The sequence below is a fragment of the Sporomusa sphaeroides DSM 2875 genome (genome assembly GCF_001941975.2).
Taxonomy (GTDB): Bacteria; Bacillota; Negativicutes; order Sporomusales; family Sporomusaceae; genus Sporomusa; species Sporomusa sphaeroides.
In genome coordinates, this window is record NZ_CP146991.1 from 2,481,019 (window position 1) to 2,493,265 (window position 12,247).

The 12,247-nt window shown below is 43.3% G+C and carries 11 protein-coding genes and 2 pseudogenes; 1 reads left to right on the forward strand and 12 read right to left on the reverse strand.

Going from position 1 to position 12,247, the window contains the following annotated elements; all coding sequences use genetic code 11:
- Window positions 1-57 precede the first annotated feature (57 nt).
- The 3 genes from SPSPH_RS11655 to SPSPH_RS11665 form a co-directional block, all read right to left on the reverse strand.
- Complete coding sequence (locus SPSPH_RS11655) at window positions 58-678, reverse strand: response regulator transcription factor (protein ID WP_075755828.1); 621 nt, start codon at window positions 676-678, stop codon at window positions 58-60.
- 36 nt (window positions 679-714) lie between these two features.
- Window positions 715-1,344 (reverse strand): sigma-70 family RNA polymerase sigma factor, encoded by a 630-nt coding sequence (locus SPSPH_RS11660; RefSeq protein WP_075755829.1) that lies wholly within the window; start codon window positions 1,342-1,344, stop codon window positions 715-717.
- 750 nt (window positions 1,345-2,094) lie between these two features.
- A complete protein-coding gene (locus tag SPSPH_RS11665; protein WP_075755830.1) occupies window positions 2,095-2,817 on the reverse strand; it encodes a LytR/AlgR family response regulator transcription factor in 723 nt (240 codons plus the stop codon).
- A gap of 365 nt (window positions 2,818-3,182) precedes the next feature.
- Between SPSPH_RS11665 and SPSPH_RS11670 the strand changes: the two genes are divergently transcribed.
- Window positions 3,183-4,232 (forward strand): ATP-binding protein, encoded by a 1,050-nt coding sequence (locus tag SPSPH_RS11670; RefSeq protein ID WP_181382954.1) that lies wholly within the window; start codon window positions 3,183-3,185, stop codon window positions 4,230-4,232.
- A gap of 1 nt (window position 4,233) precedes the next feature.
- Here SPSPH_RS11670 and SPSPH_RS11675 read toward each other — a convergent pair whose 3' ends face one another.
- The 9 genes and pseudogenes from SPSPH_RS11675 to SPSPH_RS11710 form a co-directional block, all read right to left on the reverse strand.
- Window positions 4,234-4,836 carry a hypothetical protein gene (locus SPSPH_RS11675; RefSeq protein WP_075755832.1) on the reverse strand — a complete coding sequence of 201 codons (603 nt, stop codon included), beginning with the start codon at window positions 4,834-4,836 and terminating at the stop codon, window positions 4,234-4,236.
- Window positions 4,837-4,950, reverse strand: a pseudogene (locus SPSPH_RS23530) (POTRA domain-containing protein); the annotation flags it as partial.
- 181 nt (window positions 4,951-5,131) lie between these two features.
- Window positions 5,132-5,854, reverse strand: a complete 723-nt coding sequence (locus SPSPH_RS11680; RefSeq protein WP_075755833.1) for a hypothetical protein — start codon at window positions 5,852-5,854, stop codon at window positions 5,132-5,134.
- Between the two features lie 249 nt (window positions 5,855-6,103).
- Window positions 6,104-6,472, reverse strand: a pseudogene (locus SPSPH_RS11685) (hypothetical protein); the annotation flags it as partial.
- A 335-nt stretch (window positions 6,473-6,807) separates the two neighbouring features.
- On the reverse strand, window positions 6,808-7,143 hold the full coding sequence (locus SPSPH_RS11690) for an arsenate reductase family protein (RefSeq protein WP_075755835.1): 336 nt from the start codon (window positions 7,141-7,143) through the stop codon (window positions 6,808-6,810).
- A gap of 78 nt (window positions 7,144-7,221) precedes the next feature.
- Window positions 7,222-9,138: an ABC-F family ATP-binding cassette domain-containing protein gene (locus SPSPH_RS11695; protein ID WP_075755836.1), complete on the reverse strand. Its 1,917-nt coding sequence runs from the start codon at window positions 9,136-9,138 to the stop codon at window positions 7,222-7,224.
- Between the two features lie 405 nt (window positions 9,139-9,543).
- Window positions 9,544-10,422: an NAD(P)-dependent oxidoreductase gene (locus SPSPH_RS11700; protein WP_075755837.1), complete on the reverse strand. Its 879-nt coding sequence runs from the start codon at window positions 10,420-10,422 to the stop codon at window positions 9,544-9,546.
- 92 nt (window positions 10,423-10,514) lie between these two features.
- Complete coding sequence (locus tag SPSPH_RS11705; protein ID WP_075755838.1) at window positions 10,515-11,675, reverse strand: UxaA family hydrolase; 1,161 nt, start codon at window positions 11,673-11,675, stop codon at window positions 10,515-10,517.
- A gap of 1 nt (window position 11,676) precedes the next feature.
- Window positions 11,677-11,976: a UxaA family hydrolase gene (locus tag SPSPH_RS11710; protein WP_075755839.1), complete on the reverse strand. Its 300-nt coding sequence runs from the start codon at window positions 11,974-11,976 to the stop codon at window positions 11,677-11,679.
- Window positions 11,977-12,247: the final 271 nt, after the last annotated feature.

The window sequence follows — 12,247 nt, forward strand, 5'->3', positions numbered from 1 at the left end:
AATTGGCGAAATAATAAAAAAAAGCCATGCATGACGCATGGCAGCTAATTGTGGTTATTAGACTTCTAAACGTTTCGCCTCCCCATAGATGCGATCCAGTTCGCTTTGCTTCACTAGCACTATTGACCAGGGTCCAAGTTTCATACAATTTCGTGGGCAGTAGAAGCTAACCATATCCATAGCATTGACTTCCACCATTTTCTGACCGCAGACATGACATTTTGCGTGCCATGTCATCACATTGTTCTGGGAACTACCTGCCTCATCGCCGCTTAATAAAATACGATACAAAACTTTTTGAAAAATTTCTGCTGTGTGAGGTTTTACGATAAAGCTGTCAATGCCGATACAAACACTTTCCTGAACAGCATCTTCTGTATTTCGGCTGCTACACATGATAATTTTGGCCGCAGGCTGCGTTCGCTTCACTTCTTTCAGCACCACTATACCGTCCACCTCGTCCATAATGATATCTATGATGAAAAGATCAAAGGTCTTTTCTTTTATCTTTTCCAACGCTTCTCTCCCGCTACCGGCCTGCTGTACTTGCTCTTTGTTAAATCCGCTAGTAAGTAATTCTCGTGTAATCAAGGTCCGTGAAAATATGGAATCGTCAACAACCAGGATTTGCGCTTGATCATATAACTCTTTAATTCTATCACTGATTTCGGGTTCCAAACTAAAGCCTCCATTCTAAATCTTGGCGAAAGGTGGTCAGTACCTGCTTTTTTTCTTTTTGCAAAAACCGCGCCATTCCTTCAAGTGCAATGTCATTTTTTGGCGGGCTCTTTGGATTGCGTTATCTACTACCTTTTCTTGAAAGTCCAATACTTGTGCGATTTCCCGCTGTTTATAGCCGATAATATACAGCTCAATAACTCTTTTTTCCAGGCGTGACAGTACACTGTCCATTGTCGCATAGATGGTCTTGATGGTTTCAATTTCAATAATCTGCTCAGCAGGATCATCAGAAGAACTCTGCTTGATTATTCCTATTAACTCTAACTGATCGCTTGTATTTGACCAATCTGCTATTGCACTTAACGAAATGGCTTTATTGAGAATGTAGTGTTTTTTGCGATTATACATGATTACTGCTGATTTGATTGTATTTTTAATATTAAGCTCAGCAATTAGGTGAAACGATCTGCCGCGTTCCTCGTCATAATCACGCACAGCTTTATATAGACCGATTAAGCCCCACTGGTACATATCGTGATAATCACCGCCAGGCAAATAATATATCTTTACATAGCGCAAAATGACCTTATTATACCTGGATACTATTTTTTTAAATTCTTCATTGTTAACGCTACCGTCGTTATAAAAGCATGCTGCAAGCACTCTACCTTACCCTTCATTGCTAAAATTTTTCTAATGATAAACGCTCTGCCGCTCAGTTATACTTAAGTCTCTCTGCTACCATCCTCTATTTCTACATGCGTCGTTTCTCACCGGTTCGGATGTTAATCACTTGCCAGCACTGGTGACGCGGTTTTACTATGCAGATTAGTCTCAATGCTGCTGCAATGATAACTTCTACCAATTGATTTAACTCCCCTTATGCTAATCCCAACATTGGGAATCAACTAAGTTATTGATGAGAACCGTCAGTTACAATGATAAAATATCTCGCCACAAGTGTTAACTTGCCATTTCCGATGTCTCCTTTGATTTCAATCATCTTTGTTCCGGCAGTCTAGAACGGACGGCCTTGCGTCAGCTTAACGCCATCCGAAGTATAAAAACTGTAATTAGCAGAGATGTCCGTTATTTTCCCTCCGTCATTATCATCCTTATACACCATCTTAAACCCGGTGCCGTCAAAGCCCTCGCCAACCCTGTAGGCAGTTAGAAATTGAACTCGGCGTTGTGCGGATTTATGTCGGTGAACTGAACCTCTTTATAAAATGGCACTTCATCCTCATATGGTGCTTTACCGCCCCAAACGCTTCCATAGTATATTAATTATAGTTAAGTCTTGCGAATGTTAATTCCATATGCGGAAAAAGGCAGGTTTTTTGGTGAAATTGGCGAAATATAAAGAAAGAAAAAAGCCATACATGACGCATGGCAGTTAATTGTGATTATATACTATTGACTATTTAGAAGCTTGTAGAAGGCGTCCCTGGCTTTCTCTTTATTTGTTCGGCTAATTGGTATGGCCGTTCCGTCAGTTAATACAAACCTGTCATTTTCATATTTCTCGATATATAGGAAATTGACCAGATAGCTTTTGTGTGACCGGATAAAGGTGTTTAACTGCTGAGTTTGTTCGAATTCATCCAGTTTAGTATAAACAGTTATTTTTTCCGCTGTCTTCGCCAGGACAATATTTACTTTATTATTTTCACTTTCTAAGTAAAGGATATCTTTTGTCAGTATTTTTTGAGTTACACCGCGGTAAGCGATACAAATGCTTGCTTTCTCTGCATTTTCGATCTGCGCTATTGCCCTTTCCATAACCTTGGCTAACTGATCTATCTGTATCGGTTTTACCAGATAGCCTGTCGCGTTGACTTCGTATCCTTCATAAACGTAATCTGTTGAACTTGTCAGAAATATAATGTTAACTAACTTGTCCTGTTTACGGATTATCCGCGCACATGTCATTCCATTCATATCGTCCATAATGATATCCAGAAATATGATATCAAAACATATGGTTTTACTCTCGATAACTGAGTTTAATTTATAAGGGTTATCATAAGCAAAGAGATTAGCGCTGACACCCTGCTTACATAAATAGCTTTCAATTGTTTCGTACAGCTTTATTCTGTCAGCAGCATTATCGTCACAAATCGCTATGATTAGCATTGGTTGCCACCTCGTAACCAGATTCACCTAAGGTGTGGGATATAAATAACAATTCTGCAACATTATAAGCAATCCCTTTTTAGTTGGACTGATTTAATGTCGCAGCAGTAGGAGAGGTTATTTTGCAAGAGAGTATAGTGCTTGTAAGCAGAGGCATATTTTTAATAACAAATATTTTACTGCTATATATATTCTTAACTCCACGGCGTCCTCTTTGGTTTCAAGTGACTGCCTTCTCTGTTACCTGGATCACTATTTACTTTTTGCGCGGCATTTTGCAGACCATTATCCCTGATCCTTTTTTGCTTGGCTACATGGTGGGCTCATTGTATATGGTTCCTTGCGCGCTGATTTTTAAGGAGACAATGAATGCTAAGCTTTTTGTCTTTTTTATGATTTTTTCCCTTTCCCAATTTACTTTTCTTATCTTTTTATTTCTAGAGCAATTACTATTTAACCATTATGTAGGCGGTTTGGTTTTGGCAGGTCTGCTGCTTGAGGCTGCATCACTGCCTTTAATAAAAAAATATGTATCACCCTATGCCGGCAATATGATTGCAATTATCGATCAGCGAAATTTCGTTTTTACCTGTTTTCCCCTTTTGTCATTTGTACTGCTGGCATTTTATGGGGTACAAAGAACATATTTGCTATCCAACTTCATTCCGCTGGTAGTAAATACCTTATTGATTCTTTTTACCTATTACCTGGTTGCCACAGCAATCTATCAGACAATGCGCAACCAGCAAGCAGAAAAACAACTGGCCTTGCAGCACGAGCATTATCGCAACCTAAACGATAGTATTAACGCTATGAAAATAATGCGCCATGACTTGCGTCATCATCTTGTGACATGCTTAGAATTTCTAGTAAAAAAAGACTCGGCTGCGGCAGAAATTTATCTGGGCCAGCTTTGCAATCACTATGACGACATTTCTCTCCCGAAAGTTTGTTCCAACCAAATTGCGGATGCTCTCATTAGCTATTACCTAAAGGCGGCCCAGGAGCAAGGTATTATTGTAAATACAAACTTGCATTTGCCCGGCAATTTAGGCATTGATGATCAAGACCTGTGCGTTATTCTTGGCAACTGCCTGGAAAACGCTGTTGAAGCCTGCAGTAAAATGCCTCCAGATCAGTTGCGTTTTATTGACATTAAAACCACCATAGCCAAGAATCATCTGGTAATTAAAATTGCTAATTCTTTTTGCGGCTCCGTTATACATCAAGACGATGGTTTTGTATCCTCAAAACATGGCAATAATCATGGAATGGGGCTTGCCAGTGTGAAAGCCCTAACTTCCAAATACCACGGTTATTGCTCTATGTATTGTGAACAACAAGTATTCAAAGTTGCCGTCTCTTTGAAACTGCCGGAAACAGTTGCCGAATCGCGATCATTCAGTATTCCTTGAATTAAAATAATCCTCCGTCCGACAAACAAAGCCTTGCTCCGGTATCAGATACCGGGGCAAGGCTTTGTATCCGGTAGAGATTCAGGTTGGCTTTCGTATAGTGTCCGGCGGTGTGAGCGCTGCTGTCAGCGGTAACCGCATCCGCCGAATCCATGTCGAGGTGTCCCAGCGCGAAGGTAAGGCCAAAGCTATTGTAGCCGCCGCCACCGGCATTGTCACGACTGTTGCCGCTGATGCCAAGATTCCACACATCGGCGGATTTACGGCCGTTGGAGCCAAAATAGTCAATGCGGTCTTCCAGTTCCTTATGGTCAAAGCCGATACGGCCTGTGAGATTAAAGTCACGGGAACGCTTAAGGATAACGCTTTCGTAGATGCTGGTCGTTTTGGCAATGCCGCTGGAGGTGCCGGGTGCGCCGCCTGCCGTTAAGGTCGCCTTGCTGCTGATACCGTCCGTAGCGGATAGCAGCAGCAGTGTCCGTTCCAGGGTTTCCTTGCGGATATACTGGCCGCTTTTCAGGGGGCTCAGCACACGATCAATCGCCGTCTGACGCAGGTCAGAATTATTCCGCACCTGAATTTGGTCGTATTGTCCAATCAGCACCTGGATGGTTACGGCGCCATTTTCAATCGTCTGGGCGGGAATAACAGCCCTAGCGACAAGATAGCCTTGTTCCCGGAAATACTGGGTAATGCGCCGGGCATAGACTTTAATTATAGTTAAACGTAATAGTTATAAATTCCGGATGTGGAAGAAATTGGCGAATTAAATTAAAAGGAAACTCTGCCAGGAGGGCTGTCTCAATAACAATGGAGGCAGCCTTCTTCTTTTGAGCAAAAAAATACGAGAGACAGATTCCTAAGAACCTGCCTCTCGGTGAACGGTGTATGCTGATTTTTTACTTTTCTACTGTTAACGTCGAAGTTTGCCTGAAACCGCCAAGAGATATAATAATTTTCTTGTCCCCTGGGCTAACAAAAACATAGTTTTCATGCATCTGTACACCATTGGCAGTTATATCAAGCTGATCGCCACTAAAATCCGCTGTAGTATTGTCTTCAAAGTAACATCTTACAGTATATTTGCAGGTATGAAAAGCTTCCCCAACTTTATATTTGGTTTGATCAGGTTGATTTATAAGCTCATAACGGCTTACAGCCTTATCAAAAGCAGGAACTACTGTTAGTGTTTGTTTAATATTGTAGTTTCCTAAGCGAATGACAAAGTTTTTATTGCCAGCTTCTTTAAACTTATATCCTTTCGATAGCTTAACACCGTTAGCATAAAACTCTAAGTCGCTCGCTCTAAAGTCATCAGTTGCACCATTGGTATAAACACATCTTACTGTAATATCAGAAGGGTCAAATAAATCTAATGTTTGTCTATACGAAAACTCTGGAGGAGCGTTTAATATATAACATTCTTTGATATTAGCGCCGAGGTTAGCAGGAAAAACCTGCAAATCATATTGCCCTTGCTTACCCTGATATTTTATAGTGATCGTTTTTTTACCAGGAGTTTTAAATATGTAACCCTCTGCAATTGATACTCCATTAGCCCAGTACTTTAACTCTTTATGTCCATGATAGTTAGAACGATTTTTAGCATAATAAATATGCATGCCTACATCGCTAGTGCGAAATGCTTCCCCAACCTTATAAACTTTAGTTAATGCTACAACCTCAACCGAACCGGGAGGTATATTAAGACGTCACGTAGAGGCCGCTTTAACTTCCGACTGAAATGACATAAAAAAGGTCATAGCAATAACTGCTGTGAAAAACAAAAATATTTTTTTCATTTAGTCTCCTCCTGTAATTATGCATCATTAGGATAAATAAAAATTAATCGTATCATCTTCCTATAAGGATTACCGTCTGGAGCTGGCAGAGTGAAAACTGCTTTCCTTGCGCTGCCTGCTGACAACCGTGGCTTTATCCGCCTGAGGCTTCTCCGGCGCCGGCGGCGCTTCCGGGGCTCTTCTCTCAAGTGAATCCTTAATGGCACGTTCAATCAGATAGTCGACAGTATCATAGTCCTGTGAAACCGTATGACCGATCGCTAGCCGAATCGATACCATTTCCTCACCAATTGCAAATTTGGTTTCGGCAGCAAGCGCTTTCAATTTGTCGGCTAACAGTAGGATCAGGCTTTTATTGGCCGTCTTCGCAATAACGATAAAGCGGGCTCCGTGCCAGCGGCCAATTATATTGGATGTACAAATCACGCTTGCTAGGGTTTTAGCGACCGTACAGCATTAATTATAGTTAAACTTAACAGCTATAAGTCCCCTATATGGAAAAAAGCTGATTTTTCGAAGAAATTAGCAAATTAAAAAGAAAACCGATTAGGAGGAGCTGTCTCAATAACACTGGAGGCAGCTTCTGCTTTTGCGCAAAAAAATACGAGAGACAGCTTCCTGAGAACCTGCCTCCCGGTGAATGGTGTATGCTGATTTTTTTACTTTTCTACTGTTAAAGTTGAAGGTTTCCTAAACCGCCAAGAGCTTATAGCATTCTTTGATATTAGCGCTAAGGTTAGCAGGAAAAACCTGCAAATCATATTGACCTCATTCTAACTCCAACCACCCCAAACCTCCGGGCAATACCCCACAGTAGCCTTAGCCCCGTTCCGTACCACCGGAGTTCTTAAGAGCAACGGGTGATTGAGCAGCATTTCTTCCACATTGTGCACCAAATACTTCAAATTACGTTTTTCGTATTCTTTGCCTGTTTTGTCAATCAGGTTTTCCAGTCCGCCGACAGCCGCCCTGACCTTGTCTAGTTCGCCCTTGCTTAAACCGCGCACTGTCAGATCGACAAATTGAAACGGTATCTTGCGCTCCTTGAAATAGCGCTCGGCCTTCCTGGTATCCTGACATTTTTTCGTGCCAAATATCTGTATGTTCATAGCCTGTCAGATTAGTACCTTGTCAGCTCTAAAACGGTAGAATAATGGCGAGACTATCAAGGTACTCACTCCTTTTTATCAATTATTATTATCAAGCTCTTCTACCAGCTCATTAAGATAGGTCCAGCGATCCAATAATTCGTTTAGTCTTAACTCTAAATCCTGCTGTTTTGCGGTAAGCTCCTGTAACAGTTCAAAGTTGCTGCCGGCGGTATTGATGGCGTGGGCTACCTGAGAAAGCTCCTGTTCTACACCGGCAATTACTTCATCTATTTGCTCATACTCACGCTGTTCCTTGAAAGACAGTTTGCGTGGCCGTTCTTTGGGCTTGTCTTGTGCCGCAATTTTTTTATCTGCAGTATTTTTATTCTTATTTGTAGGTAAAGCTTCAGCTTCCAGCATACTGACTCTTTCCTGATAATCGGAGTAGTTGCCAGGATACTGTGTAATCCTGCCGTCACCTTCAAAGGCAAATATTTTTTCCACAAGCCGGTCAAGAAAATATCTGTCATGGGATACCACAATAACAGCACCCGGGAAGTCGTCAAGATAGTCTTCCAGAATGCTTAAGGTCTGGATATCCAGATCATTGGTCGGTTCGTCCAGCAAGAGCACATTAGGCGCACTCATGAGCACCCGCAATAAGAACAGGCGGCGCTTCTCCCCGCCTGACAGCTTGGCAATCGGTGTCCACTGCAGATTAGGCGGAAAGAGAAAACGTTCTAATAGCTGAGCGGCACTAAGAGTACCGCCGTCGGCTGTCGGCAGAAAGTGAGCTTCTTCTTTAATATATTCAATAACCCGCAAGTCTTGGTTCATTTCGGTGCTTTCCTGAGAAAAGTAACCAATTTTCACCGTTTGGCCGATTTCAACCTGACCTTGGTTAGGAATGAGCCGTCCGGCAATGATATTAAGTAAAGTGGATTTACCGCTGCCGTTAGGCCCGATAATACCTACTCTGTCGTCTTTAAGGACAATATAACTGAAGTCATTGATTAACGTACTAGCTTCAAAGGCTTGGCCGATATGCTCCATCTCGATAATCTTGCGCCCCAAACGACTGGCACCTGCCGTTATCTCTATTTGGCCTTGTCTGCCATCCGGAGTCTGGGCGCTAAGCTGCTCAAACCTCTCAATCCTGGCCTTTTGCTTGGTGCTGCGGGCCTGCGCTCCCCGCCGTATCCAAGCCAACTCATTGCGCAGGATATTCTGCCGTTTGCGTTCACTGGCTTCCTGCTGGTCTTCCCGCTCGGCCTTCAGCTCCAGGAAATTGCTGTAATTGCCGGTATATGTATATAACTTGCCTTTATCCAATTCGATAATGCGGTTGGTTACCCGGTCAAGAAAATACCTGTCATGGGTAATCATAATAAGTGCGCCTTTGCGCTTAGCCAAATATTGTTCCAGCCAGGCTACAGTGTCGTTATCAATATGGTTAGTGGGCTCGTCCAGTATTAACACGTCGGCAGGATTAATGAGCGCACTGGCTAGTGCCACCCGTTTGCGCTGACCACCGGACAGGGTACTGACAATGGCGGCAAAATCAGTAATCCCCAGCTTGGTAAGTATGATTTTGGCATCACTTTCCAGCTGCCAGGCATTTTGTGTGTCCATCTGCTGCGTTAAGCTGATAAGCCGTTTCTGGCGCACAGCATCATCAGGATAACGCTGTGCCTCTACCAAAGCTTGTTCATAGTCTCTCAATACCTGCATAACCGGTGAATGGCCTCTAAACACCTGCTCCAATACGGTAGCCTGGGCATCAAACTCAGGATTTTGTGGTAGATATTCAACCTTTATACCGCTACCTGCCGTTATTTTGCCAAAATCTGCGGTATCCACACCTGCGATAATTTTCAAAAAAGTAGATTTGCCGGTGCCGTTGACCCCAATAAGCCCAATTTTATCTCCATCATCAATGCCAAAGGTAACATTGCCGAATAATACTCGTTCACCGTAGCTTTTGGTAAGATTCTCTATTGTTAATAAATTCATATTCCATTCCTTTTGTATATATAGTATCTGCCAAGGTTTTTCTTTCTCATTTTAACACAAATAGCTTTTTATATGAAGAAAGACTCTTTACTTTTATGGAAATGGTATATCACATTTTACTTACACATAGCCTAAACCGACATTACCGACCTAGGCCTGTTCAAGTTCAGGCAATCCCTGCGCTTGAATCGCAATGGCTTTTGCGGACACCAAGAATGGCTGGTACAATAAGCTACTATACCAAAAGAAGAGCTCTGCAGTGCGTATAAAATGCTGTACTGCAGAGCTTTTTATATTTTTTTACTGCAAAACTTAGGATTTGTATCACATTATCTCAATTTTTCCAGGAATGTCCTGTAAAGTCTGGGCAAATGGTGATGCCCATTAAGAACACATTATCCTAAATTACTGATACAATTTGAATAATGCCTGAGTTCCGCTGTCTTCCTCCCCTTGGCTTGCCAACTGCTCGTATAGCTTGATTGCCTGCTGCAGTCCCGGAGTATCCAAGCCCATTTGTTGAGCAGATTCAATAGCAATTTTCATATCTTTAATAAAATGCTTAACATAAAAGCCTGGCTCAAAATTGCCGGCCAACATCCTGGGAGCCAGATTGCTCAGTGACCAACTGCCTGCCGCCCCGGTCTCAATACTTTGGAGTACAAGGCTGGGATTAAGGCCAGCCTTTTTTGCGTAAGCCATTGCCTCGCATACGCCCATCATGTTGCTTGCGATTGCAATCTGATTGCACATCTTAGTATGCTGGCCTGCCCCGGCGGCGCCTTGTAAAACAATATTTTTACCCATCAATTCCAAAATCGGCCGGACAGCGGCAAAAGCCCCCGGCTCACCGCCCACCATAATGGCAAGCCGTGCTTCTTTTGCCCCAATATCACCGCCTGAGACTGGCGCGTCAAGAGCCTGCATGTTTTTTGCCTTCGCTTCCCGGTAAATACGGATTGCTAGTTCTGGTGACGACGTAGTCATATCCAAAAAATATGTTCCCTGGCTGGCATTTTTTAATAAACCGTCATCACCCAAATAAACTATTTCGACATCTTTGGGATAGCCAATCATCGTGATAATCACATTGCAATTGGCTGCTAATCCGGCTATCGTTTCTTCCCATACCGCACCCTGCTTAAGTAAATCCTCGGCTTTGGCTTTAGTCCGGTTATATACCCGTACAGGATAACCGGCCTTCAGCAAATGCCCTGCCATGCTCTTACCCATAACACCAATCCCAACAAAGCCTACTACTGTGTTTTTTACTGTTACAGCCATGTTTTCCACTCCATTTCTGCAAATTCAATTTACGTAGCTTCTTCTTTAAACAACGGCAGTTCTCTTTCATTATCAAAAATTACTTCAGCAGTCTAGATAACCGGCCCCCGCATATAAATATCCATTGAATTGACATATCCCGATATTTCCGCCTTGGTCATAGCCCCTGAAGCAATATGAGTCACTTCTTCCAGAATACGATGCCCGGCATCCGGGATTGTATCACTGCCCTCAATTACCGCACTCAGGTTCATATCAATATGATCACTCATTTTTTCGGCAGCAGTGCGGCTACCGGTAATTTTAAGCACCGGCACGAACGGAAATCCCTGCGGCGCTCCCCGGCCGGTTGCAAAGACAATTACATTGGCACCCGCAGCAGCCAAACCTGTTAATATCTCCGGCTCCCTCCCGGGGGAATCCATTACTACCAGCCCTTTAACCGTAGGCTGTTCACCGTATTCATAGACTGCCTGGATAGGTGCCGATCCGGCTTTGGCGATGGCCCCAAGTGACTTTTCTTCAATGGTGGTAAGGCCTCCCTTGATATTGCCACCGGTAGGCTGCCCGCCGCGAATATCCTCACCGACCACCATTGCTCTTTTTTCCATACGTTCAACCAATCTGTAGATTTCCTGAGCCACTGTTTCATTCGCGGCATGTTTGGCTAATATGTGCTCAGCTCCGATGAACTCTGTAACCTCACCTAAAATTGATATCCCACCGGCAGCTACCAATAAGTCAGAGGCTACACCAATAGCTGGATTGGGCACCAAGCCGGATGTGGTATCAGAACTGCCGCATTTCATGCCCATAACCAGTTCACTGATTGGGAAAGCCTCACGTTTGGCAAACGAGGCCTCTCTCACCATTTCCTGCGCCAGTAAAATTCCCGCCGCTGTTGACCGTGCTGAACCACCAATCTCCTGAACAATAAGATGCTCTACCCGCTTGCCGGCTGCGCGAATACCTTCGATTACGCCTGTGATATCGGTGCTCTCACAGCCAAGACTCACGATAATTACCGAATGTAAGTTGGGGTTGCCCCCCAATCCGATTAAAGTTTTGTTCACAATTCCAATATCCAGTGGCGTTTGACAGCAGCCTTGATGATGGGTGAAGCGAGCAGTACCCTGCACTTGACGAACAATCGACTCTACAACCTCGTTTACACATACTACCGCTGACAGAACACCGACAAAATTACGCGTCCCTACTGTACCGTTGGCACGACGATAACCCATAAATTCCATGTTATACCTCCTTCTGAAGATCGCCGCGGCCACGCAAGCTTTCAATATTTTGAATATGAGCATGGCAGCCGGTTTCAATATCCGACGTTGCCCGGCCAATGACCTCTCCATACTTTAAAATGTTTTCCTCGTTATTGATTTTCCGCACCGCAAACTTATGACCGTACGGGATATCTTCCATTATGCTTACACGATTGATCTCCCGTCCCAAACGAATTATAGCCTGTTGGCCTTTTTTCAGGTCCTGAACTGCGGTAGCCACATTATCGGTGGAATGTAATACAATTGCATCAATGCTCATCTGCTCTCCCCCTCATTTTATAATTACTGCAACTCTGACCGTAAGAAATGTTATTATCGTCATATTCTTCTCTCCTCACCAATGCCATTCCTGTTGAAGGCCCCATTTTATTTTACCATCACCATAATAGACTCTTTGAATAGCTTCCTCTGTCCGCTGTTTGGCAATATGTTTTCTACAAAACTTAGGCTCTGACACCAAACCTTCCAGTAAAGCCTCTTTACTTTTCTGGAAAATAGTAGTATATTGTATATTTACCACGCATAGCCGC